This is a genomic window from Sphaerisporangium melleum (assembly GCF_014646695.1).
GTDB lineage: Bacteria > Actinomycetota > Actinomycetes > Streptosporangiales > Streptosporangiaceae > Sphaerisporangium > Sphaerisporangium melleum.
The window spans coordinates 162,472-183,287 of sequence record NZ_BMNT01000009.1 but is presented as its reverse complement, the minus strand read 5'-3'; the positions used below and the strand labels follow the sequence as shown (position 1 = coordinate 183,287).

34 protein-coding genes are annotated in these 20,816 nt (G+C 66.9%); all 34 read left to right on the top strand.

Going from position 1 to position 20,816, the window contains the following annotated elements:
- Positions 1-117 precede the first annotated feature (117 nt).
- The 34 genes from rpsL (at position 118) to rpsK (ending at position 20,816) form a co-directional block, all read left to right on the top strand.
- Entirely contained in the window at positions 118-492 is a 375-nt protein-coding gene (gene rpsL, locus IEY93_RS10355) for a 30S ribosomal protein S12 (RefSeq protein WP_189162769.1), read from the top strand.
- 1 nt (position 493) lies between these two features.
- Positions 494-964, top strand: coding sequence for a 30S ribosomal protein S7 (gene rpsG / locus IEY93_RS10350; protein ID WP_189162768.1), 471 nt, complete (start codon positions 494-496; stop codon positions 962-964).
- Positions 965-1,054: 90 nt separating this feature from the next.
- Positions 1,055-3,103: an elongation factor G gene (fusA, locus tag IEY93_RS10345; protein WP_229691023.1), complete on the top strand. Its 2,049-nt coding sequence runs from the start codon at positions 1,055-1,057 to the stop codon at positions 3,101-3,103.
- A 177-nt stretch (positions 3,104-3,280) separates the two neighbouring features.
- On the top strand, positions 3,281-4,474 hold the full coding sequence (gene tuf / locus IEY93_RS10340; protein ID WP_189162766.1) for an elongation factor Tu: 1,194 nt from the start codon (positions 3,281-3,283) through the stop codon (positions 4,472-4,474).
- Between the two features lie 269 nt (positions 4,475-4,743).
- On the top strand, positions 4,744-5,052 hold the full coding sequence (gene rpsJ, locus IEY93_RS10335) for a 30S ribosomal protein S10 (protein ID WP_012887830.1): 309 nt from the start codon (positions 4,744-4,746) through the stop codon (positions 5,050-5,052).
- Between the two features lie 14 nt (positions 5,053-5,066).
- A complete protein-coding gene (rplC, locus tag IEY93_RS10330; RefSeq protein ID WP_189162765.1) occupies positions 5,067-5,720 on the top strand; it encodes a 50S ribosomal protein L3 in 654 nt (217 codons plus the stop codon).
- The gene (gene rplD / locus IEY93_RS10325) at positions 5,717-6,367 is read left to right on the top strand and encodes a 50S ribosomal protein L4 (protein ID WP_189162764.1); all 651 of its coding nucleotides are present in this window, start codon (positions 5,717-5,719) and stop codon (positions 6,365-6,367) included. The genes rplC and rplD overlap by 4 nt, the downstream gene beginning before the upstream one ends.
- The gene (gene rplW, locus IEY93_RS10320) at positions 6,367-6,669 is read left to right on the top strand and encodes a 50S ribosomal protein L23 (protein ID WP_189162763.1); all 303 of its coding nucleotides are present in this window, start codon (positions 6,367-6,369) and stop codon (positions 6,667-6,669) included. Before rplD ends, rplW begins: the two co-directional genes overlap by 1 nt.
- A 45-nt stretch (positions 6,670-6,714) precedes the next feature.
- Positions 6,715-7,551, top strand: coding sequence for a 50S ribosomal protein L2 (gene rplB / locus IEY93_RS10315; RefSeq protein ID WP_189162762.1), 837 nt, complete (start codon positions 6,715-6,717; stop codon positions 7,549-7,551).
- 11 nt (positions 7,552-7,562) lie between these two features.
- Entirely contained in the window at positions 7,563-7,841 is a 279-nt protein-coding gene (rpsS, locus tag IEY93_RS10310; RefSeq protein ID WP_189162761.1) for a 30S ribosomal protein S19, read from the top strand.
- A 26-nt stretch (positions 7,842-7,867) separates the two neighbouring features.
- On the top strand, positions 7,868-8,236 hold the full coding sequence (gene rplV, locus IEY93_RS10305) for a 50S ribosomal protein L22 (RefSeq protein WP_189162760.1): 369 nt from the start codon (positions 7,868-7,870) through the stop codon (positions 8,234-8,236).
- Positions 8,236-9,078, top strand: a complete 843-nt coding sequence (rpsC, locus tag IEY93_RS10300) for a 30S ribosomal protein S3 (protein ID WP_189162759.1) — start codon at positions 8,236-8,238, stop codon at positions 9,076-9,078. Before rplV ends, rpsC begins: the two co-directional genes overlap by 1 nt.
- Positions 9,079-9,080: 2 nt before the next feature.
- Positions 9,081-9,500, top strand: a complete 420-nt coding sequence (gene rplP / locus IEY93_RS10295) for a 50S ribosomal protein L16 (protein WP_189162758.1) — start codon at positions 9,081-9,083, stop codon at positions 9,498-9,500.
- Positions 9,500-9,736: a 50S ribosomal protein L29 gene (rpmC, locus tag IEY93_RS10290; RefSeq protein ID WP_184978973.1), complete on the top strand. Its 237-nt coding sequence runs from the start codon at positions 9,500-9,502 to the stop codon at positions 9,734-9,736. Before rplP ends, rpmC begins: the two co-directional genes overlap by 1 nt.
- Positions 9,729-10,013 carry a 30S ribosomal protein S17 gene (rpsQ, locus tag IEY93_RS10285; RefSeq protein WP_189162757.1) on the top strand — a complete coding sequence of 95 codons (285 nt, stop codon included), beginning with the start codon at positions 9,729-9,731 and terminating at the stop codon, positions 10,011-10,013. Before rpmC ends, rpsQ begins: the two co-directional genes overlap by 8 nt.
- 150 nt (positions 10,014-10,163) lie before the next feature.
- Positions 10,164-10,532, top strand: a complete 369-nt coding sequence (gene rplN / locus IEY93_RS10280; protein WP_189162756.1) for a 50S ribosomal protein L14 — start codon at positions 10,164-10,166, stop codon at positions 10,530-10,532.
- 9 nt (positions 10,533-10,541) lie between these two features.
- Positions 10,542-10,841, top strand: coding sequence for a 50S ribosomal protein L24 (gene rplX, locus IEY93_RS10275; RefSeq protein WP_203968559.1), 300 nt, complete (start codon positions 10,542-10,544; stop codon positions 10,839-10,841).
- Entirely contained in the window at positions 10,841-11,416 is a 576-nt protein-coding gene (gene rplE, locus IEY93_RS10270; protein ID WP_189162754.1) for a 50S ribosomal protein L5, read from the top strand. The genes rplX and rplE overlap by 1 nt, the downstream gene beginning before the upstream one ends.
- Entirely contained in the window at positions 11,416-11,601 is a 186-nt protein-coding gene (locus IEY93_RS10265; RefSeq protein ID WP_114032742.1) for a type Z 30S ribosomal protein S14, read from the top strand. Before rplE ends, IEY93_RS10265 begins: the two co-directional genes overlap by 1 nt.
- 173 nt (positions 11,602-11,774) lie before the next feature.
- A complete protein-coding gene (rpsH, locus tag IEY93_RS10260) occupies positions 11,775-12,173 on the top strand; it encodes a 30S ribosomal protein S8 (protein ID WP_189162753.1) in 399 nt (132 codons plus the stop codon).
- Between the two features lie 18 nt (positions 12,174-12,191).
- A complete protein-coding gene (gene rplF, locus IEY93_RS10255; RefSeq protein ID WP_189162752.1) occupies positions 12,192-12,734 on the top strand; it encodes a 50S ribosomal protein L6 in 543 nt (180 codons plus the stop codon).
- Positions 12,735-12,736: 2 nt separating this feature from the next.
- On the top strand, positions 12,737-13,117 hold the full coding sequence (rplR, locus tag IEY93_RS10250; protein WP_189162751.1) for a 50S ribosomal protein L18: 381 nt from the start codon (positions 12,737-12,739) through the stop codon (positions 13,115-13,117).
- A gap of 49 nt (positions 13,118-13,166) precedes the next feature.
- Positions 13,167-13,799 (top strand): 30S ribosomal protein S5, encoded by a 633-nt coding sequence (gene rpsE, locus IEY93_RS10245; protein ID WP_189162750.1) that lies wholly within the window; start codon positions 13,167-13,169, stop codon positions 13,797-13,799.
- Between the two features lie 3 nt (positions 13,800-13,802).
- Positions 13,803-13,985: a 50S ribosomal protein L30 gene (gene rpmD, locus IEY93_RS10240; RefSeq protein ID WP_080043226.1), complete on the top strand. Its 183-nt coding sequence runs from the start codon at positions 13,803-13,805 to the stop codon at positions 13,983-13,985.
- 2 nt (positions 13,986-13,987) lie between these two features.
- Positions 13,988-14,461, top strand: coding sequence for a 50S ribosomal protein L15 (rplO, locus tag IEY93_RS10235; RefSeq protein WP_189162749.1), 474 nt, complete (start codon positions 13,988-13,990; stop codon positions 14,459-14,461).
- A 168-nt stretch (positions 14,462-14,629) separates the two neighbouring features.
- Positions 14,630-15,937, top strand: coding sequence for a preprotein translocase subunit SecY (secY, locus tag IEY93_RS10230; protein WP_189162748.1), 1,308 nt, complete (start codon positions 14,630-14,632; stop codon positions 15,935-15,937).
- Positions 15,937-16,590 carry an adenylate kinase gene (locus IEY93_RS10225; RefSeq protein WP_189162747.1) on the top strand — a complete coding sequence of 218 codons (654 nt, stop codon included), beginning with the start codon at positions 15,937-15,939 and terminating at the stop codon, positions 16,588-16,590. Before secY ends, IEY93_RS10225 begins: the two co-directional genes overlap by 1 nt.
- A gap of 137 nt (positions 16,591-16,727) precedes the next feature.
- Positions 16,728-17,558, top strand: coding sequence for a type I methionyl aminopeptidase (gene map, locus IEY93_RS10220; protein WP_189162746.1), 831 nt, complete (start codon positions 16,728-16,730; stop codon positions 17,556-17,558).
- Between the two features lie 66 nt (positions 17,559-17,624).
- Positions 17,625-18,074 carry a DUF1707 SHOCT-like domain-containing protein gene (locus IEY93_RS10215; RefSeq protein ID WP_308425744.1) on the top strand — a complete coding sequence of 150 codons (450 nt, stop codon included), beginning with the start codon at positions 17,625-17,627 and terminating at the stop codon, positions 18,072-18,074.
- A 184-nt stretch (positions 18,075-18,258) separates the two neighbouring features.
- Entirely contained in the window at positions 18,259-18,723 is a 465-nt protein-coding gene (locus IEY93_RS10210; protein ID WP_189162744.1) for a hypothetical protein, read from the top strand.
- Positions 18,724-19,276: 553 nt separating this feature from the next.
- Entirely contained in the window at positions 19,277-19,498 is a 222-nt protein-coding gene (infA, locus tag IEY93_RS10205; RefSeq protein WP_184538268.1) for a translation initiation factor IF-1, read from the top strand.
- 114 nt (positions 19,499-19,612) lie between these two features.
- Positions 19,613-19,729 carry a 50S ribosomal protein L36 gene (gene rpmJ, locus IEY93_RS10200; protein ID WP_189162743.1) on the top strand — a complete coding sequence of 39 codons (117 nt, stop codon included), beginning with the start codon at positions 19,613-19,615 and terminating at the stop codon, positions 19,727-19,729.
- 208 nt (positions 19,730-19,937) lie between these two features.
- Positions 19,938-20,318 (top strand): 30S ribosomal protein S13, encoded by a 381-nt coding sequence (gene rpsM / locus IEY93_RS10195; RefSeq protein ID WP_189162742.1) that lies wholly within the window; start codon positions 19,938-19,940, stop codon positions 20,316-20,318.
- A 93-nt stretch (positions 20,319-20,411) separates the two neighbouring features.
- Complete coding sequence (gene rpsK, locus IEY93_RS10190; RefSeq protein ID WP_012887860.1) at positions 20,412-20,816, top strand: 30S ribosomal protein S11; 405 nt, start codon at positions 20,412-20,414, stop codon at positions 20,814-20,816.

Below are 20,816 nucleotides of genomic sequence, written 5' to 3'. Positions count from 1 at the left end.
CGACACGCCCGAGCGCGGGGGTCGGAGTGAGAGGTAAACCAGCAGGTCATGACACCGGCAGCACCTGCGAATATGCACAACGACGTATCACCGGCCAGGACGCGAAACGGAGAAGTAGTGCCCACTATTCAGCAGTTGGTCCGAAAGGGCCGACAGGACAAGGTCACTAAGACCAAGACCCCGGCACTCAAGGGAAGCCCCCAGCTGCGTGGCAACTGCGTGCGCGTCTACACCACGACCCCGAAGAAGCCGAACTCGGCTCTGCGCAAGGTGGCCCGTGTCCGCCTGAGCAGTGGCATCGAGGTCACGGCCTACATTCCGGGCGTCGGGCACAACCTCCAGGAGCACTCGATCGTGCTCGTGCGCGGTGGTCGTGTGAAGGACCTGCCGGGTGTCCGTTACAAGATCGTCCGCGGTGCGCTGGACACCCAGGGTGTCCGCAACCGCAAGCAGGCCCGCAGCCGCTACGGCGCGAAGAAGGAGAAGGGCTGACATGCCGCGCAAGGGTCCCGCCGGGCGCCGACAGCTGATCGCAGACCCGGTGTTCAACTCGCCGCTGGTCACCGCGCTCATCAACAAGGTGCTGCTGAGTGGCAAGCGTTCGCTCGCCCAGAAGATCGTGTACGACGCCCTGGAGGGTTGCCGCGACAAGTCGGGCAACGACCCCGTCGTCACGCTCAAGCGCGCGCTCGACAACGTCAAGCCCACCCTCGAGGTGCGCAGCCGCCGTGTCGGTGGCGCCACCTACCAGGTGCCGGTGGAGGTGCGCGCCGCGCGCAGCACCACCCTGGCCCTCCGCTGGCTGGTGCAGTACTCCCGCGCCCGCCGTGAGAAGACCATGACCGAGCGGCTCATGAACGAGCTGCTCGACGCGAGCAACGGCCTTGGCGCCAGCGTGAAGCGGCGCGAGGACACGCACAAGATGGCCGAGTCCAACAAGGCCTTCGCCCACTACCGCTGGTAACCCCAGCGGCGACGACGAGACGACGAGGACGCGAGAGAAGTGGCGACATCGACCGCTCTTGACCTGGCCAAGGTCCGCAACATCGGGATCATGGCCCACATCGACGCGGGCAAGACCACCACGACCGAGCGCATCCTGTTCTACACCGGTATCAACTACAAGATCGGTGAAGTCCACGAGGGCGCAGCCACGATGGACTGGATGGAGCAGGAGCAAGAACGCGGCATCACGATCACTTCGGCCGCGACCACCTGCGAGTGGCTTGATCACACGATCAACATCATCGACACGCCCGGCCACGTCGACTTCACGGTCGAGGTCGAGCGCTCGCTGCGCGTTCTCGACGGTGCGGTGGCGGTCTTCGACGCCGTGGCCGGCGTCGAGCCGCAGTCCGAGACGGTCTGGCGGCAGGCGGACCGCTACGGCGTCCCGCGCATCTGCTTCGTCAACAAGATGGACCGCGTCGGCGCCGAGTTCCACCGCTGCGTCGACATGATCGTGTCGCGTCTCGGTGCCACGCCGCTGGTCATTCAGCTCCCGTGGGGCGTCGAGGCCGACTTCAAGGGCGTCATCGACCTCGTGAAGATGAAGGGCCTGATCTGGAGCGCCGAGGCGGCCAAGGGCGAGATGTACGACGTCGTCGACATCCCGGCCGACCACGCCGAGACGGCTCGCGAGTGGCGTGACAAGCTCATCGAGACGGTCGCGGAGAACGACGACCAGCTCATGGAGCTCTACCTGGAGGGCGTCGAGCCCACCGAGGAGCAGCTCGTCGCCGCCATCCGCCGCGCCACGCTCGCCAGTGCGCTCAACCCGGTGCTGTGCGGCACCGCGTTCAAGAACAAGGGCGTGCAGCCCCTGCTCGACGCGATCGTCGCCTACCTCCCCGCCCCGACCGACATCCCCGCCTTCAAGGGGCACGCGGTCGGCAAGGAGGACGAGGTCATCGAGCGCCACGCCGACCCGACGGAGCCCTTCGCGGCCCTGGCGTTCAAGATCATGAGCGACCAGCACCTGGGCAAGCTGACCTACATCCGCATCTACTCGGGCACGCTCGAGTCGGGCAGCAGCGTCATCAACTCGGGCAAGGGCAAGAAGGAACGCATCGGCAAGATCTACCAGATGCACGCCAACAAGCGCGAAGAGCGCCCGTCGGCGAACGCCGGTCAGATCGTCGCGGTGATGGGTCTGAAGGACACCACCACCGGTGACACCCTGTGCGACCCGGCCAACCCGGTCGTGCTGGAGTCGATGACCTTCCCGGCGCCGGTCATCAACGTGGCCATCGAGCCCAAGACCAAGGGTGACCAGGAGAAGCTCAGCACCGCGATCCAGCGCCTGGCCGAGGAGGACCCCTCCTTCCAGGTCCGCCGGGACGAGGAGACCGGGCAGACGGTCATCTGGGGCATGGGCGAGCTCCACCTGGAGATCCTCGTCGACCGCATGCGCCGCGAGTTCAAGGTCGAGGCCAACGTCGGCCGCCCGCAGGTCGCCTACCGCGAGACCATCCGCCGCAAGGTGGAGAAGGTCGAGTACACGCACAAGAAGCAGACCGGTGGTTCCGGCCAGTTCGCGCGCGTGATCATCGACCTGGAGCCGCTGGGCGAGGGCAACGACGGCTACGAGTTCGCCAACAAGGTCACCGGTGGCCGCATCCCCCGGGAGTACATCCCGTCGGTGGACGCGGGCGCCCAGGAGGCCGCGGAGTTCGGCGTGCTGGCCGGTTACCCGATGGTGGGTGTGAAGGTCACCCTCCAGGACGGTACCTACCACGAGGTCGACTCCTCCGAAATGGCTTTCAAGATCGCCGGTTCGATGGCCTTCAAGGAGGCCGCGCGCCGTGCGGACGCCGTGATCCTGGAGCCGATGATGGCCGTCGAGGTCACCACGCCCGAGGATTACATGGGTGACGTCATCGGTGACCTCAACGGTCGCCGCGGGCAGATCCAGGCGATGGAAGACCGGACCGGGGCGAAGGTCATCAACGCCCTGGTTCCGCTGTCAGAGATGTTCGGTTACGTGGGCGACCTGCGCAGCAAGACCCAGGGCCGGGCTGTCTACAGCATGCAGTTCAGCTCCTACGCGGAGGTGCCTCCGGGCATCGCCAAGGAGATCGTCGCGAAGGCTCGGGGCGAGTAGCTCCGGTTCCCGCAGGCCGGGGGCGGCAGGAGGTTCTCCGCCCCCGCCGGCACGGGATCGGACGCCAGGTCCACGACCCCAGCCGGCACCCGGGTGGCGCGCTGCGCCCCCGGGGATCGGGCTCCGAGCCCGAGTGAGACTAGCAAGTCACGTCAGAATCTCTAAGGAGACAGAGCAGTGGCCAAGGCCAAGTTCGAGCGGACCAAGCCGCACGTGAACATCGGCACCATTGGGCACATCGACCACGGCAAGACCACTCTGACCGCGGCGATCACCAAGGTGCTCCACGACCGTTTCCCGCACCTCAACGAGGCGACCCCGTTCGACAAGATCGACAAGGCGCCCGAGGAGAAGGCCCGCGGCATCACCATCTCCATCGCGCACGTCGAGTACCAGACCGAGAAGCGCCACTACGCCCACGTGGACTGCCCCGGTCACGCCGACTACGTGAAGAACATGATCACCGGTGCCGCTCAGATGGACGGCGCGATCCTCGTGGTCGCCGCCACCGACGGCCCGATGCCGCAGACCAAGGAGCACGTGCTCCTGGCCCGCCAGGTCGGCGTCCCCTACATCGTCGTCGCCCTGAACAAGGCCGACATGGTGGACGACGAGGAGATCCTGGAGCTCGTCGAGCTCGAGGTCCGCGAGCTGCTGTCCGCCCAGGAGTTCCCGGGCGACGACCTGCCGGTCGTGCGTGTCTCCGCGCTCAAGGCCCTCGAGGGCGATGAGAAGTGGGGCGACTCCATCATCGAGCTCATGAACGCCGTGGACGAGAACGTCCCCGAGCCCGTTCGTGACACCGACAAGCCCTTCCTCATGCCGATCGAGGACGTCTTCTCGATCACCGGCCGCGGCACCGTCGTGACCGGCCGTATCGAGCGCGGCATCGTCAAGGTCAACGAGACCGTCGACATCATCGGCATCAAGGAGAAGAGCACCACGACCACCGTCACCGGTGTCGAGATGTTCCGCAAGCTCCTTGACGAGGGCCGGGCCGGTGACAACGTCGGTCTGCTCCTGCGCGGCATCAAGCGCGAGGACGTCGAGCGCGGCCAGTGCATCATCAAGCCGGGCACGACCACCCCGCACACCGAGTTCGAGGGCCAGGTCTACATCCTGTCGAAGGACGAGGGTGGCCGGCACACGCCGTTCTTCAACAACTACCGCCCGCAGTTCTACTTCCGCACCACGGACGTGACCGGCGTCGTGACCCTCCCCGAGGGCACCGAGATGGTCATGCCGGGCGACAACACCGAGATGAGCGTCCAGCTCATCCAGCCGATCGCCATGGAAGAGGGCCTCAAGTTCGCCATCCGTGAGGGTGGTCGCACCGTCGGTGCCGGCCGCGTCACGAAGATCGTCAAGTAGCACGACCGCGGGTCGGCGGCCGGACCCTGACGCCAGGGACCGGCCGCCGCACCACGAAGGGGCCGCACATAGCGGCCCCGGAGCCCACGGCGAGCTCCCGGCCCGATCAGGGCCGTGATCTCGCAGCCGTCTCGGTCGTCGTGACCGAGATGACTGCAAGATCACGGAAGAAGACACGGGTCACGGGTGCACGACAGGTGGGACACCCATAGCGGCAAAAGGCCGCACGAAACTTTTGCAGGACGACAGCGAAGGACACCGAGGCCACTATGGCGGGACAGAAGATCCGCATCCGGCTTAAGGCCTATGACCACGAGGTCATCGACAGCTCGGCCAAGAAGATCGTCGAGACGGTGACGCGGACTGGCGCGAAGGTCGCGGGCCCGGTGCCGTTGCCGACCGAGAAGAACGTGTACTGCGTCATCCGCTCGCCGCACAAGTACAAGGACAGCCGTGAGCACTTCGAAATGCGCACGCACAAGCGGCTGATTGACATCATCGATCCGACGCCGAAGACCGTCGACTCGCTCATGCGTCTCGACCTTCCGGCCGGCGTCGACATCTCGATCAAGCTCTGAGGGAACGCACTGACATGGCTAAGCAGATCAAGGGCGTCCTGGGCAAGAAGCTCGGCATGACCCAGGTCTTCGACGAGGGCAACCGGATCGTCCCGGTGACCGTGGTCGAGGCCGGTCCGTGCGTGGTGACCCGTGTCCGCAGCGAGGAGAAGGACGGCTACTCCGCCGTTCAGCTCGGCTTCGGGCAGGTGGACCCGCGCAAAGTGAACAAGCCGCTGGGTGACTATCTGCGCAAGCACGACATCACCCCGCGCCGCTACTTCACCGAGGTGCGCACCTCCGACGCCTCCGAGTACACGATCGGTCAGGAAGTGCTCGCCGACACCTTCGAGGCCGGCCAGCACGTCGACGTCACCGGTAAGAGCAAGGGCAAGGGCTTCGCGGGTGTCATGAAGCGCCACGGCTTCCGCGGCCTGAGCGCCTCGCACGGTACCCAGCGCAAGCACCGCTCGCCCGGCTCCATCGGCGGCTGCGCCACTCCGGGCCGCGTCTTCAAGGGTCTGCGCATGGCGGGCCGGATGGGTAACGTCCGGACCACCGTCCAGAACCTCAAGGTCCACGCCGTGGACGTCGAGAAGAACCTCATCCTGATCAAGGGTGCGGTCCCCGGCGCCAACGGCAGCCTGGTTCTCATTCGCACCGCTGCCAAGAAGGGGGCTGCCAAGTGAGCACCACCATTGACATCCTCGACGCGGCCGGCGCGAAGACCGGGACCGTCGACCTGCCTGAGGACATCTTCGGCGCCAAGGTCAACATCCCGCTGATCCACCAGGTCGTGGTGGCCCAGCTCGCGGCCGCCCGGCAGGGCACGCACAAGACCAAGACCCGCGGCGAGGTCAGCGGTGGCGGCAAGAAGCCCTACCGCCAGAAGGGCACCGGCCGGGCCCGTCAGGGTTCGACCCGCGCCCCGCAGTTCACCGGCGGTGGCGTCGTGCACGGCCCCCAGCCGCGTGACTACTCCCAGCGGACCCCGAAGAAGATGAAGGCCGCCGCCCTGCGCGGAGCCCTCAGCGACCGGGCGTCCGGCGGCCGGGTTCACATCGTGGACGGCCTGGTCACCGGGGACACCCCCAAGACCAAGTCGGCTCTCGCCGCGCTGCGCAACATCTCCAAGGCGCGGAGCGTTCTCGTCGTGGTCGACGCCGACGACGAGATCACCTGGCTGAGCCTGCGCAACGCCCCGGAGGTCCACCTCCTGGACGCGGGCCAGCTGAACACCTATGACGTGCTCTGCTACGACGACGTGGTCTTCACCCGTGAGGCGTACGACCAGGTCGTGGCTCGGCTGGGCAGCAGCGGGAAGGAAGACGCCTGATGCAGAAGATCGCCGACCCGCGCGACATCATCATCAAGCCGATCGTCTCCGAGAAGAGCTACGGCCTGATCGATGAGCACAACAAGTACACGTTCTTGGTGCGCAAGACGGCCAACAAGACGCAGGTGAAGATCGCTGTAGAGCAGATCTTCGGCGTCAAGGTCACCAGCGTCAACACGATCAACCGCCAGGGCAAGCGCAAGCGGACGCGTTTCGGCTACGGCCAGCGTCCCAGCACCAAGCGGGCGATCGTGAGCCTGGTGGAGGGCGACCGGATCGACATCTTCGGTCAGATCAGCTGATCTCCGCGACTGCCAAGCAACACCGACGAAGGATGAACGAAAAAGATGGGCATCCGTAAGTACAAGCCGACGACTCCGGGTCGTCGCGGCGCGAGCGTCTCGGACTTCGCCGAGATCACGCGCAGCACGCCGGAGAAGTCGCTGCTTGCTCCCCTGCACAGCAAGGGTGGACGCAACGTCCACGGCCGGGTGACCGCGCGTCACCAGGGCGGCGGGCACAAGCGCGCGTACCGGATCATCGACTTCCGGCGCCACGACAAGGACGGCATCCCGGCCAAGGTCGCGCACATCGAGTACGACCCGAACCGGACCTCGCGCATCGCGCTGCTGCACTACGCGGACGGCGAGAAGCGCTACATCCTCGCTCCCACGGGCATCAAGCAGGGCGACCTCATTGAGAACGGCCCCGCGGCCGACATCAAGCCGGGCAACTGCCTGCCGCTGCGCAACATCCCGACCGGTACCTTCATCCACGCCGTGGAGCTGAAGCCCGGTGGCGGTGCCAAGCTCGGCCGCTCGGCCGGCGCGCAGATCCAGCTCCTGGCCAAGGAAGGGCAGTACGCCACGCTGCGTATGCCCTCGGGCGAAATGCGCCAGGTGGACGTGCGCTGCCGCGCTTCGGTCGGCCAGGTCGGCAACGCCGAGCAGGCCAACATCAACATCGGCAAGGCCGGCCGTAACCGCTGGAAGGGCAAGCGCCCGACCGTCCGCGGTGTCGCCATGAACCCGGTCGACCACCCGCACGGTGGTGGTGAGGGCAAGACCTCCGGCGGTCGCCACCCGGTGAACCCCAACGGCAAGCCCGAGGGCCGTACCCGTCAGGCCAACAAGGCCAGCGACCGACTGATCATTCGTCGGCGGAGCAAGAGGAAGAAGCGGTAGGAGCAGCCTAAATGCCACGTAGCCTTAAGAAGGGCCCTTTCGTTGACGGCCACCTGATGAAGAAGGTGGATACGCAGAACGAAAAGGGCACCAAGAACGTCATCAAGACGTGGTCGCGGCGCTCCATGATCGTGCCGGACATGCTGGGCCACACGATCGCCGTGCACGACGGGCGCAAGCACGTCCCGGTGTTCGTTACCGAAGCGATGATCGGTCACAAGCTGGGCGAGTTCGCGCCGACGCGAACCTTCCGCAGTCACGTCAAGGAAGACCGGCGTAGCCGGCGGTAAGCGCCTTAGGAAACGAGGAGTAAGCGATGGAAGCCAGGGCTCAGGCGCGGTTCGTCCGCGTCACGCCCCAGAAGGCCCGCCGCGTGGTGGACCTCATTCGCGGGCTGCCCGCTTCGGAGGCGCAGGCCGTGCTGCAGTTCGCCCCCCAGGCGGCGAGCGAGCCGATCTTCAAGGTGCTCACGAGCGCGATGGCGAACGCCGAGCACAACTTCAAGCTCGACCGCGAGACGCTGGTCGTGAGCCGGGCGTGGGTCGACGAGGGCCCGACGCTGAAGAGGTTCCGTCCCCGTGCCCAGGGCCGTGCCTATCGGATCAACAAGCGGACGAGCCACATCACTGTGATCGTCGAAGCCCGGCCTGAAGGCCAGGGCAGGCCGAAGGGAAGGACCCGCTAGTGGGCCAGAAGGTTAACCCGCACGGGTTCCGGCTCGGCATCACGACCGACTTCAAGAGCCGGTGGTACGCCGACAAGCTGTACAAGTCGTACGTCGCCGAAGACGTCGCGATCCGCCGCATGCTGCAGAAGGGCATGGAGCGGGCCGGCATCTCCAAGGTCGAGATCGAGCGCACGACCGACCGCGTCCAGGTCGACATCCACACCGCCCGGCCGGGCATCGTCATCGGCCGCCGCGGCGCCGAGGCCGACCGCATCCGTGGCGACCTCGAGAAGCTGACCAAGAAGCAGGTCCAGCTGAACATCCTCGAGGTCAAGAACCCCGAGGTGGACGCCCAGCTCGTCGCCCAGGGCGTGGCCGAGCAGCTGTCCAGCCGGGTCTCCTTCCGGCGTGCGATGCGCAAGGCCATGCAGTCGGCGATGAAGAGCGGCGCCAAGGGCATCCGTGTCCAGTGCTCCGGCCGTCTCGGCGGCGCCGAGATGTCGCGGTCGGAGTTCTACCGCGAGGGCCGCGTGCCGCTGCACACCCTTCGCGCGGACATCGACTACGGCTTCTACGAGGCCCGCACCACCTTCGGCCGCATCGGCGTGAAGGTGTGGATCTACAAGGGCGAGGCTCCGACCAGCCGCGCCGAGCGCGAGGCGGCCGCTGCGGGCGCCCGGGCCGGCCAGCGTCGCGACCGCACCGACCGGCCGCAGCGTGGCCGCGGCGCGGGCGGCGGCGGCGGTCGTGGCCGTGACGGCGCCCCCCGTGGCGGCCGTGGTCCGAAGACCGAATCCACTGCGCCCGCAGGGGCGCCCGAGACCGGCCCGGCGGAGCAGCCGGGTGCTGAAGGGAGCTGACCATGCTGATCCCGCGCAGGGTCAAGCACCGTAAGCAGCACCGGCCTGACCGCAGCGGAGCCGCCAAGGGCGGCACCAAGGTCGTGTTCGGCGAGTACGGCATCCAGGCGCTTGAGCACCACTACGTGACCAACCGCCAGATCGAGGCCGCGCGTATCGCCATGACCCGGCACATCCGCCGTGGCGGCAAGGTGTGGATCAACATCTACCCGGACCGTCCGCTGACCAAGAAGCCCGCCGAGACCCGCATGGGTTCCGGTAAGGGTTCGCCGGAGTGGTGGATCGCCAACGTCAAGCCCGGCCGCGTCATGTTCGAGCTCTCGGGTGTCGCCGAGCCGGTGGCCCGCGAGGCCCTCCGGCGTGCGATGCACAAGCTCCCGATGAAGTGCCGGTTTGTTAAGCGTGAAGTGGGTGAGGCGTGATGGCTAAGGGCCTGACCGCCGGTGAGCTGCGGACTTCTGACCAGGACGAGCTGGTCCAGAAGCTCAAGGAGGCCAAGGAGGAGCTGTTCAACCTCCGCTTCCAGGCGGCGACCGGTCAGTTGGAGAGCCACGGGCGGCTGCGCGCCGTCCGCCGCGAGATCGCCCGTATCTACACCGTGATGCGCGAGCGGGAGCTCGGCATCGTCACGGTCGAGAAGGAGCCGAGCGATGGCTGAGACGACTGAGAACACCGAGACCACGGCGCGGAACTACCGCAAGACCCGCGAGGGCCTGGTCGTCAGCGACAAGATGGACAAGACCGTCGTCGTCGCCGTCGAAGACCGCGTCAAGCACCCGCTGTACGGCAAGGTCATCCGCCGTACGACCAAGTACAAGGCTCACGACGAGGCCAACTCCTGCGGCGTCGGCGACCGTGTCCTCCTGATGGAGACCCGGCCGCTGTCCGCCAGCAAGCGCTGGCGGGTCGTGGAGATCCTCGAGCGGGCCAAGTAAGTCGCTCTGCGGGAGACCCCTCTGGAAGGGGGTCTCCCGCGCGGGCGTCCCCCCTCGGTGCCGGCCGGGCCGGTGCCGAGGGTGCATTAGACCGAATCTAGTTCCGCCAGGCTCAGCGAATGAGAACCGGCGTGACACACGGGAGTTGACGTGATCCAGCAGGAGTCGCGGCTCAAGGTCGCCGACAACACGGGTGCCAAGGAGATCTTGTGCATCCGGGTGCTCGGTGGCTCGGGTCGGCGCTACGCGGGTATCGGCGACATCATCGTCGCGACGGTGAAGGACGCCCTTCCCGCCGCGGGTGTCAAAAAGGGTGATGTGGTCAAGGCTGTCGTGGTGCGCACCACTAAGGAGCGCCGCCGCCCCGACGGCTCCTACATCCGCTTCGACGAGAACGCCGCGGTCATCATCAAGGACAGCGGTGACCCTCGGGGCACGCGTATCTTCGGTCCGGTGGGTCGAGAGCTGCGCGAGAAGAAGTTCATGCGCATCATCTCGCTCGCGCCGGAGGTGTTGTAAATGCCGAAGCTGCATGTGAAGAAGGGTGACCTCGTCCAGGTCATCGCCGGTAAGGACAAGGGTGCCAAGGGGCGCGTGCTCATCGCGCTGCCGCGCGAGGACCGCGTGGTGGTCGAGGGCGTCAACATGATCACCAAGCACTCCAAGGTCACCCACCAGGGTCCGCGCGGCGCCAAGGAAGGCGGCGTGACGACCAAGGAGGCCCCCATCCACGTGAGCAACGTCAAGAAGCTCAAGGATGAGGCGAAGAAGGACGACAAGCCCGCCAAGAAGGCCGAGAAGGCCGACGAATCGGGTGAGGACAACTGATGACCGCCACCACCACCGAGACCGAGCGCTCCACGCCTCGCCTCAAGCAGCGCTACCACGAGGAAATCGCGGCCAAGCTGCGCGAGCAGTTCGGCATCGAGAACGCCATGCAGATCCCCCGGCTCACCAAGATCAAGGTGAACATGGGCGTCGGCGAGGCCGCTCGTGACTCCAAGCTCATCGAGGGCGCGGTGCGCGATCTCACCGCCATCACCGGCCAGAAGCCGGCCGTCGCCCACGCCCGCAAGTCGATCGCGCAGTTCAAGCTGCGCGAGGGCATGCCGATCGGCGCGCACGTGACGCTCCGCGGCGACCGCATGTGGGAGTTCCTCGACCGGCTGCTCTCCCTCGCGCTCCCGCGCATCAGGGACTTCCGCGGCCTGTCGCCCAAGCAGTTCGACGGCAACGGGAACTACACCTTCGGCCTGACCGAGCAGGTCATGTTCCACGAGGTGGACCCGGACAAGGTCGACCGCCAGCGGGGCATGGACATCACGGTCGTGACCACGGCCACGAACGACGACCAGGGCCGGGCGCTGCTGAAGCTTCTCGGCTTCCCCTTCAAGGAGGCCTGATGGCCAAGAAGTCTCTGATCGCCAAGGCTGAGCGCAAGCCGAAGTTCGGCGTGCGGGCGTACACTCGGTGCTCGCGCTGCGGGCGGCCCCGCGCCGTCTACCGCAAGTTCGGCCTCTGCCGCGTGTGCTTCCGTGAGATGGCGCACCGCGGCGAGCTGCCCGGCATCACCAAGTCCAGCTGGTAGCACCCGTGCGGGCTCCTCTTCGAGGGGCTTCCCGAGGGACATCCCTCAGGGAGGGGCCCGCACGGCGCCTGCCGCACCAGACAAGTCATATCAACCGGGCGCCGCTCGACGGCGTCCATGACCACACCGTAGGTCCCGTTCACGGGAAACCGCGGTGAGGAGGGCCACCGGCCATGACGATGACCGACCCGATCGCAGACATGCTGACGCGTCTGCGTAACGCGAACTCGGCGTACCACGACACCGTGGCCATGCCGTACTCGAAGATCAAGGCGCACATCGCCGAGATCCTCCAGCAGGAGGGTTACATCCAGGCCTGGACCGTCGAAGACGCCAAGGTCGGAAAGAACCTCGTGGTGGAGCTCAAGTTCGGGCCCACGCGTGAACGGTCAATCGCGGGCCTGCGCCGGGTTTCCAAGCCCGGCCTGCGGGTCTATGCAAAGAAGGACAACCTGCCCAAGGTTCTGGGTGGCCTGGGCGTCGCGATCATCTCGACGTCCGGTGGCCTCATGACCGACAAGCAGGCCGGCAAGCGTGGTGTGGGCGGGGAAGTCCTCGCCTACGTTTGGTAACGAGGGGAGGAACCCAGCATGTCGCGAATTGGACGGCTGCCCATCCCCGTACCGAATGGTGTGGACATCACCATCGACGGCCGGGATGTCACGGTCAAGGGCCCTAAGGGCACACTCTCGCACACGGTCGCTGAGCCGATCGTGGTCGAGCGGGGCGACAACGGCGCGATCGCCGTCACCCGCCCCAACGACGAGCAGAAGGTCCGTGCGCTGCACGGGCTCTCCCGCACGCTGATCTCCAACATGGTGGACGGCGTGACCAAGGGATACAGCAAGACGCTGGAGATCGTCGGCGTCGGTTACCGCGTCGCGGCCAAGGGCCCGACGCAGCTGGAGTTCTCGCTGGGCTTCAGCCACCCGGTCATCGTGGACGCTCCCGAGGGCGTCTCCTTCCGCGTCGAGCGGCCGACCCTGTTCCACGTGGACGGCATCGACAAGCAGAAGGTCGGCGAGGTCGCCGCGAACATTCGCAAGCTGCGCAAGCCGGACCCGTACAAGGGCAAGGGCGTGCGCTACCAGGGCGAAGTCGTCCGCCGCAAGGTCGGAAAGGCTGGTAAGTAGTCATGGCCTTCACCAAGATTCACAAGCACAGGGCAGATCGCGCCCTGTCACGTGCGCGTCGTCACCGCCGTGTCCGCAAGAAGGTCGTCGGCTCTCCCTCCCGTCCGCGCCTGGTGGTCAACCGCTCCGCGCGGCACCTGTTCGTGCAGATCGTGGACGACCTGGCCGGCCACACGCTGGTGAGCGCCTCCACCCTGGACGCCTCGCTGCGCACGGCCGAGGGCACCAAGACCGACAAGGCGAAGAAGGTCGGCGAGCTCCTCGCTCAGCGGGCCAAGGCCGCCGGGATCACCGCCGTCGTGTTCGACCGCGGCGGCAACCGCTACGCGGGCCGCATCGCGGCTCTGGCGGACAGCGCCCGTGAAGGCGGGCTGGAGTTCTGATGTCTCCAGCCAGGATCGCAATCAAGAGCAACGAGGAGAGGAACCACTGATGGCTGCAGCTCCGCGTCGCGGTGCCGGCGGCGGTGGTGAGCGGCGTGACCGTCGCGACGATCGCCGCGGCGGCGCTGCCGAGAAGGGCGTCTCGTACATCGAGCGCGTTGTGAAGATCAACCGAGTGGCCAAGGTCGTCAAGGGCGGCCGGCGCTTCAGCTTCACCGCGCTGGTCGTCGTCGGCGACGGCAACGGCCTGGTCGGCGTCGGCTACGGCAAGGCCAAGGAGGTGCCCGCGGCGATCGCCAAGGGCGTCGAAGAGGCCAAGAAGCACTTCTTCAAGGTGCCGCGCATCCAGGGCACCATCCCGCACACCGTGCAGGGTGAGGACGCCGCCGGCGTCGTCCTGCTGCGCCCGGCCTCGGCCGGTACCGGTGTCATCGCGGGTGGTCCGGTGCGCGCGGTGCTGGAGTGCGCCGGCATTCACGACGTGCTGTCCAAGTCGCTCGGCTCGGACAACCCGATCAACATCGTCCACGCGACCGTCGCGGCGCTGAAGGGCCTCAGCAGGCCCGAGGAGATCGCGGCCCGTCGTGGACTTCCGATCGAGCACGTCGCCCCGGTGCGCATGCTCAAGGCCCGTGCCGAGGGCATCGCCGAGGCCGCCGCGGCGGCGAAGGCGGTGAGCTAGCCGATGGCTCGCCTGAAGATCACCCAAGTCCGGTCGAAGATCGGTGGCAAGCAGAACCAGCGTGACTCGCTGCGCTCGCTGGGCCTGAAGCGGATCGGCGACGTCGTCGTCAAGGAGGACCGCCCGGAGATCCGGGGGATGGTCTCCGTGGTGACGCACCTCGTCGAGGTGGAAGAGGTCGACTAGTCATGGCCAACGCAGAGAACCAGGGCGGCGCGAGGCCGCTGGGCATCCATGACCTGCGTCCCGCCCCGGGCGCCAACAAGCCGAAGGTCCGCAAGGGCCGTGGCGAGGCGTCCAAGGGCAAGACGGCCGGTCGTGGCACCAAGGGCACCAAGGCCCGTTTCAAGGTCCCTCTCGGCTTCGAGGGCGGCCAGGTGCCGCTACAGCGTCGGCTGCCGAAGCGGAAGGGCTTCTCCAACGCCCTGTTCAAGACGACCTACCAGGTCGTCAACCTGGACAGGCTCGGCGAGCTGTTCCCCGAGGGCGGAGACGTCACGGTGGACACGCTGGTCGAGCGGGGCGCGGTCCGCAAGGGCCAGCTCGTCAAGGTGCTGGGAACCGGTGAGATCACGGTGGCGTTGAACGTGCAGGCGCACGCCTTCTCCGCCTCCGCGAAGGAGAAGATCGCCGCGGCCGGTGGCGCCGTCACCGAGCTGTAAGGGCAAGCAGTACGAGGCGCGGGGGCTCCATGGGAGCCGCCGCGCCCGTAGTGCGTTAGAGTGCGCTGGACAGAAGGCTGTTCAGGCCTCGTTGATCAGAGACGTGCCGATGGATCACTTGCAGACCTTCGCTGACCGATACCGCCCTAGAGGCGCGCAGGAGGGACCGTGCTGACCGCGATTACCCGGGCGTTCCGTACGCCCGACCTGCGCAACAAACTCCTGTTCACACTGGGCATCATCGTGCTGTTCCGGCTGGGCTCCGTGCTGCCCACCCCCGGGGTCAACACGGTCAACGTCCAGCAGTGTCTCAAAGAGGCGCAGGCGGGCGACGCCGCCAACATCTACGGAATGGTGCAGTTGTTCAGCGGCGGCGCGCTGCTGAAACTTTCAGTGTTCGCACTGGGCATCATGCCGTACATCACCTCGAGCATCATCCTCCAGCTCCTGACGGTGGTGATCCCCCGCCTTGAGGCACTCAAGAAGGAGGGCCAGTCCGGCACCGCGAAGATCACGCAGTACACGCGTTATCTGACCATCGGTCTCGCGGTCCTGCAGTCGACCGCGTTCGTGGCGCTCGCGCGCACCGGCCAGCTGTTCCCGAACTGCCGCCAGCCGCTGCTGGTCAACAACGACGTCTTCACCGTCGTCACCATGGTGGTCGTCATGACCGCCGGCACCTCGGTCATCATGTGGCTGGGCGAGCTGGTGACCGACCGCGGCGTCGGCAACGGCATGTCCATCCTGATTTTCACCCAGGTCATCGCGGTCTTCCCGTCGGAGCTGCTCAACATCTTCCGGCAGAACGCCTTCACCTTCGTCATCGTGATGCTGGTGGGCGTGTTCATGATCGCGGCCGTGGTGTTCGTCGAGCAGGCTCAGCGCCGCGTCCCGGTGCAGTACGCCAAGCGCATGGTGGGCCGGCGGATGTACGGCGGCACCTCGACCTACATTCCGCTGAAGGTCAACCAGGCCGGCATCATCCCGGTCATCTTCGCCTCCTCGCTGCTCTATCTGCCGCAGCTCCTGGTGTCGCTTTTCGGCAACAGTGAGAACCCCGGGCCGATCGTGCAGTGGCTGGCGCAGAACTTCGTCCGAGGTGACCACCCGGTCTACATGGTCACCTTCTTCGTGCTGATCATCTTCTTCACGTACTTCTACGTGTCCATCACCTTCAACCCTGTCGAGGTGGCGGACAACATGAAGAAGTACGGTGGATTCATTCCGGGCATCCGCCCGGGCCGGCCGACCGCCGAGTACCTCAACTATGTGCTCATGCGGTTGACCGCCCCCGGCTCGTTGTACCTGGGGTTGATCTCCATGGTGCCGATCATCGCGCTGGTGGTCGCCGGTGCGAGCCAGAACTTCCCGTTCGGAGGCACGAGCATTCTGATCATGGTTGGTGTGGGGCTGGACACCGTCAAGCAGATCGAAAGCCAGCTTCAGCAGCGGAACTACGAGGGCTTCCTCAAGTAGTGCGCGTCGTCCTGGTCGGGCCCCCCGGAGCGGGCAAGGGGACACAGGCCCAGTTCATCGCATCGAACCTGTCCATCCCGAAGATCTCGACAGGGGACATCTTCCGTGCCAACGTGTCGGGCGGCACGGAACTCGGCAAGCTTGCCAAGGAGTACATGGACCGTGGTGACCTCGTACCCGACGAGGTGACCGTCGCCATGGTCCGCGACCGTCTCTCGGAGCCGGACGCGCAGGAGGGGTTCCTGCTCGACGGCTTCCCACGCAACGTGCCGCAGGCGCAGATCTTGAACAAGATGCTGGCCGAGTTCGGCACCCACCTCGACGTCGTGCTCGAGTTGGTCGTGGACGACGAGGAGGTCGTGCGCCGTCTGGCCGGCCGCCGCACCTGCCGCTCCTGCGGCAAGGTGTGGCACGTGGTGTTCGACCCGCCGACCAAGGAGGGTGTCTGCGACGCGTGCGGTGGCGCCCTGTTCCAGCGGGACGACGACCGCGAGGAGACCATCCGTCACCGGCTGGAGGTCTACCAGCAGCAGACGGCTCCGCTGATCTCCTTCTACGCCGACGAGGGCATCCTGCGGGGTGTGGAGGCCACCGGTCCGGTTGAAGAGATCACCGCACGGGCGATGGCGGAGCTGCGCGGCTTCGCCGACTGATTCCTCACCCGTCACCGACGCCACCTTTGGGTTGCCCCCGGGGGTGGCGTTCGGCGTGTAATGGGACAATCCGGGGGACAATCGGGGGAATTGGCATGCCGAGCGGCCCGTTGACTCACCCCAGGGGGTGCCAGTAAGTGTTCAAGAAGAACAAGCACGGAATCCAGGTCAAGACACCTGAGCAGCTCGACAAGATGCGCGCGGCCGGCCTCGTGGTCGGGCGCACGCTCCAGCTTCTGCGCGAGTCCGTGCGGCCCGGGATGACGCCGCTCGACCTGGACGCCATCGCGGAGAAGGCCATCCGCGACGAGGGCGCCATCCCCTCGTTCAAGGGCTACCAGGGATATCCCGCCACGATCTGCGCCTCGGTCAACGACGAGGTGGTCCACGGCATCCCGACGGACCGGCGGGCGCTGCGCGAGGGGGACATCATCTCCATCGACTGCGGCGCCATCCTGGACGGCTGGCACGGCGACTCGGCGGTCACCATCCCGGTCGGCGAGGTCGACCCTCGGCTGACCGAGCTGATGCGGGTGACCGAGGAGGCCATGTGGCGCGGCATCGCCGCGCTGACCGTCGGGCGGCACCTGTCCGACGTCGGGCACGAGGTCGAGCGGTACGTGCGTTCTCAGGGTCGTTACGGCATCCCCCAGGAGTACGGCGGCCACGGCATCGGCACCGAGATGCACATGGACCCGTGGGTGGCCAACCACGGCAGGCCCGGGCGGGGCCCGCGTTTCGAGAGCGGCATGTGCCTCGCCATCGAGCCGATGGTCAACCTGGGCACCGACCGCACGCGGGTGCTCTCCGACGACTGGACCGTCGTCACCATCGACGGAAAGCCGTCCGCGCACTTCGAACACAGCGTCGCCGTGACCGATAATGGTCCTTGGGTGCTCACCGCCCTGGACGGGGGCGAAGCACGCCTTGGCGAGCTTCGGGGAGAGAAGGCCGCGACCGACGGCTAGACGGAGTGCGGCTCTTCCTTCACCCGCTCGTGAACGGTTCGTTGACCGACCTCTGCGCGGGAGTTGATGGTGATGGCGGCGACACCGGACATGAGGGCGTCCGACGGCGACAGGGATCGGGTCGCTGCCGTGCTGCGTGAGCACTGTGCCCAGGGCCGGCTCACCATGGAGGAGTTCAACGAGCGCCTGGAGCTGGTGTACGCCGGGCGCACGTACGGCGATCTGCAGAAGCTCACCGCCGACCTGCCCGACATCGACCTGAACACCCTGCCCGCGGCGCAGGCACCGGAGCAGCGCCGCGTCGCGAAGATGCATCCCGGGTTGAAGGCGGCCTGGACGTCGTGGGCCAGTGCGTTCGGTGTCTGCTCCGTCATCTACGCCATGACCGACTTCGGCGGATATTTCTGGCCGATGTGGGTCGGCGGACCCTGGGGAGTGATCCTGCTGGTCAGCACCCTCTCCGGCTCGGCTCCGCAGGAGGGCAAGCGCAAGGGCAAGAAGGGGAAGCAGGGCTGAGACGTCCCGTCCTGGTCCGCTGTGTGGAGTAATACACGTTCGGCGGCCTGTGTGGATTCCTACGCAGAACGGGACGGCATACCTCCATAACGTGAGCGTTGTCCGGAAGAGCGGCACGCAGAAGGCTCGACCGGCACGGGGAATCCGTCCTCATCCCGAGGGCGATCGCTCACAGGAGGAAACCGTGCGCAAGATCCGCAACCTGCTCGTCGGCACCGCCCTCGCCGGTGCTCTGGCGGCGGGCGTCGCCGCCGCCCCCGCCGCCTCGGCGTCGACGGCGAGCGCCACCGCCGCCACCTCGGCCTCCCAGGCCCTGTCCCGCCACGGCTTCGGCCCGTTCTACTCGGACTTCGGGCGCGGCGAGGACCGCTCCGACCGCGCGTACGTCAAGGGCTTCTGGGGCAAGTCGGGCGGCCGCTACTACCTCGACTTCGACCTGTTCGACCAGGACCGCGACCGGCAGTACGCGTGGCTGGACGTCTACTACCACGACCGCGGCGGCTGGCACCTGTTCAAGCGCTACCGCACCTTCGGCCACTTCGAGCGGAAGATCTTCTTCGGCCGGGGCGTCGACGGGTTCCGCTTCCGCGTGGGCGAGGGGTCGACCAGCGACTACGACTGGAGCGGCTGGCACCGGTACGGCTTTTGAGATCGCGCGCCCGCTCGGGCGCACCCTCCGGTTCCAGTGAGGGGGATCGGAGGCGGGGGATCAACACGGCGGGCGCTCCCTTCGGGGGCGCCCGCTTCTCGCGTGCCCGGGGATGGCCGGGACGGCTGCGCTCTTTCCGGCATTGCCGTCTTCCTGGGCAATGGAGCGCTCACGGGCATTGGACGCAGGCTTTACCGATCACGGCACTTTCCCGAGATGTCGGCGGGTAGGTGATCTTTTGCGTGCACGCAGCGAAGCGCCGCGCCCGGAGCACGCGCCCACCCAGGCCCGGTATCGGCGGTACCGCGCGGCCGGGTGGGCGCGTCCGGCTCCGTCGATCGACGTGGCGTTGAGGTAGACTGATGGTCGGTTGTGTCCGGACAGGCGTCAGGCGTTTCGCAATTCCTCGCCGATTGTCGTACACTCCTTTGTCGGCTCACTATGACCATTGCGCGTCGGCGGTCAGCTATCGCCGCCCTCTCATACGCGCTCGTGGTCGCGGCTGCTTAGTGTGCCGAAACCTCAGACGACCGATCAGTGAAACGCGAGGGACATGGCCAAGAAGGACGGCGCCATCGAGATCGAGGGCACTGTGGTGGAGTCGCTCCCGAACGCGATGTTCCGGGTGCAACTCGACAACGGCCATAAGGTCCTGGCCCACATCAGCGGACGGATGCGGATGCACTACATCCGGATTCTCCCCGACGACAGGGTCGTCGTGGAACTGAGCCCCTACGACCTCGGTCGTGGGCGGATCGTCTACCGATACAAGTAAGCCCCCCGTCCCGGCGGCAAGGAAGAACCACGTCATCACCGTGCGCGTTAACGCACGGCGTGCGACGGGGTCGACCGGCAGGACCGGCGGGCGGGCCGTCTGAGGAACAGGACTATGAAGGTCAAGCCGAGCGTCAAGAAGATCTGCGACAGGTGCAAGGTGATCCGCCGGCACGGTCGCGTCATGGTGATCTGCGACAACAGCCCGCGCCACAAGCAGCGCCAGGGCTGATCGCGACCCGGGACGGGCGGCCTACCCTCGAAGAGGGGAAGGCCGGCCTGGCCCGGGACAACGTCATTCGCGTAGCACACCCGCACAGGCGGCCGCAGGGCCGAACCGCGCGGGAGACCCCCGGTCGGAGGCCGGGGCCCTCACCCCGGGCATGGGGAGGGGCAGTGTTGCGTAAGACCTCCGCCACACTGAAGGAGAATGCCCGACCATGGCTCGCCTGGTTGGCGTCGACCTCCCCCGCGACAAGCGGCTGGAGATCGCTCTCACCTACATCTACGGAATCGGCCGCAGCCGCGCCCAGGAGATCCTGAAGGCGACCGGCGTCAGCGGCGACCTGCGGGTGCACCAGCTCTCCGACTCCGAGCTGGTCCCGCTGCGCGACTACATCGAGGCCACCTTCAAGATCGAGGGTGACCTGCGCCGTGAGGTTCAGGCCGACATCCGTCGCAAGATCGAAATCGGCTGCTACCAGGGCATCCGGCACCGCCGCGGCCTTCCCGTGCACGGTCAGCGCACGCAGACCAACGCACGCACCCGTAAGGGCAAGAAGAAGACCGTGGCCGGCAAGAAGAAGCCCGGCAAGAAGTAGTCCGCGACGGGGCGCAGAGCCGGGCCGGGAGACGGCCCGATGCCGCGCCGCCGTCCACGCAGCAGGACCGACCACCTCAGGAGATAGCGCTACATGCCTCCGAAGAGCCGCCAGGGCGCACCGAAGAAGGTGCGCCGCAAGGAAAAGAAGAACGTCGCTCACGGGCACGCCCACATCAAGAGCACGTTCAACAACACGATCGTTTCGATCACCGACCCCAGCGGGAACGTGATCTCCTGGGCCAGCGCCGGCCACGTCGGCTTCAAGGGCTCCCGCAAGTCCACGCCGTTCGCCGCGCAGATGGCCGCCGAGAACGCCGCCCGCCGCGCCATGGAGCACGGCATGCGCAAGGTCGACGTCTTCGTGAAGGGCCCCGGGTCCGGTCGTGAGACCGCCATCCGGTCGCTCCAGGCCACCGGCCTGGAGGTGGGGTCCATCCAGGACGTCACCCCGGTTCCGCACAACGGCTGCCGTCCGCCCAAGCGCCGCCGCGTCTGA

Coding starts and splice junctions, on each gene's coding strand:
- rpsG (WP_189162768.1), top strand. CDS start 494: ATGCCGCGCAAGGGTCCCGCCGGGCGCCGACAGCTGATCGCAGACCCG.
- fusA (WP_229691023.1), top strand. CDS start 1,055: ATGGCCCACATCGACGCGGGCAAGACCACCACGACCGAGCGCATCCTG.
- rpsJ (WP_012887830.1), top strand. CDS start 4,744: ATGGCGGGACAGAAGATCCGCATCCGGCTTAAGGCCTATGACCACGAG.
- rplC (WP_189162765.1), top strand. CDS start 5,067: ATGGCTAAGCAGATCAAGGGCGTCCTGGGCAAGAAGCTCGGCATGACC.
- rplW (WP_189162763.1), top strand. CDS start 6,367: ATGCAGAAGATCGCCGACCCGCGCGACATCATCATCAAGCCGATCGTC.
- rplB (WP_189162762.1), top strand. CDS start 6,715: ATGGGCATCCGTAAGTACAAGCCGACGACTCCGGGTCGTCGCGGCGCG.
- rpsS (WP_189162761.1), top strand. CDS start 7,563: ATGCCACGTAGCCTTAAGAAGGGCCCTTTCGTTGACGGCCACCTGATG.
- rplV (WP_189162760.1), top strand. CDS start 7,868: ATGGAAGCCAGGGCTCAGGCGCGGTTCGTCCGCGTCACGCCCCAGAAG.
- rplP (WP_189162758.1), top strand. CDS start 9,081: ATGCTGATCCCGCGCAGGGTCAAGCACCGTAAGCAGCACCGGCCTGAC.
- rpmC (WP_184978973.1), top strand. CDS start 9,500: ATGGCTAAGGGCCTGACCGCCGGTGAGCTGCGGACTTCTGACCAGGAC.
- rpsQ (WP_189162757.1), top strand. CDS start 9,729: ATGGCTGAGACGACTGAGAACACCGAGACCACGGCGCGGAACTACCGC.
- rplE (WP_189162754.1), top strand. CDS start 10,841: ATGACCGCCACCACCACCGAGACCGAGCGCTCCACGCCTCGCCTCAAG.
- IEY93_RS10265 (WP_114032742.1), top strand. CDS start 11,416: ATGGCCAAGAAGTCTCTGATCGCCAAGGCTGAGCGCAAGCCGAAGTTC.
- rpsH (WP_189162753.1), top strand. CDS start 11,775: ATGACGATGACCGACCCGATCGCAGACATGCTGACGCGTCTGCGTAAC.
- rplF (WP_189162752.1), top strand. CDS start 12,192: ATGTCGCGAATTGGACGGCTGCCCATCCCCGTACCGAATGGTGTGGAC.
- rplR (WP_189162751.1), top strand. CDS start 12,737: ATGGCCTTCACCAAGATTCACAAGCACAGGGCAGATCGCGCCCTGTCA.
- rpsE (WP_189162750.1), top strand. CDS start 13,167: ATGGCTGCAGCTCCGCGTCGCGGTGCCGGCGGCGGTGGTGAGCGGCGT.
- rpmD (WP_080043226.1), top strand. CDS start 13,803: ATGGCTCGCCTGAAGATCACCCAAGTCCGGTCGAAGATCGGTGGCAAG.
- rplO (WP_189162749.1), top strand. CDS start 13,988: ATGGCCAACGCAGAGAACCAGGGCGGCGCGAGGCCGCTGGGCATCCAT.
- IEY93_RS10215 (WP_308425744.1), top strand. CDS start 17,625: ATGGTGATGGCGGCGACACCGGACATGAGGGCGTCCGACGGCGACAGG.
- infA (WP_184538268.1), top strand. CDS start 19,277: ATGGCCAAGAAGGACGGCGCCATCGAGATCGAGGGCACTGTGGTGGAG.
- rpmJ (WP_189162743.1), top strand. CDS start 19,613: ATGAAGGTCAAGCCGAGCGTCAAGAAGATCTGCGACAGGTGCAAGGTG.
- rpsM (WP_189162742.1), top strand. CDS start 19,938: ATGGCTCGCCTGGTTGGCGTCGACCTCCCCCGCGACAAGCGGCTGGAG.
- rpsK (WP_012887860.1), top strand. CDS start 20,412: ATGCCTCCGAAGAGCCGCCAGGGCGCACCGAAGAAGGTGCGCCGCAAG.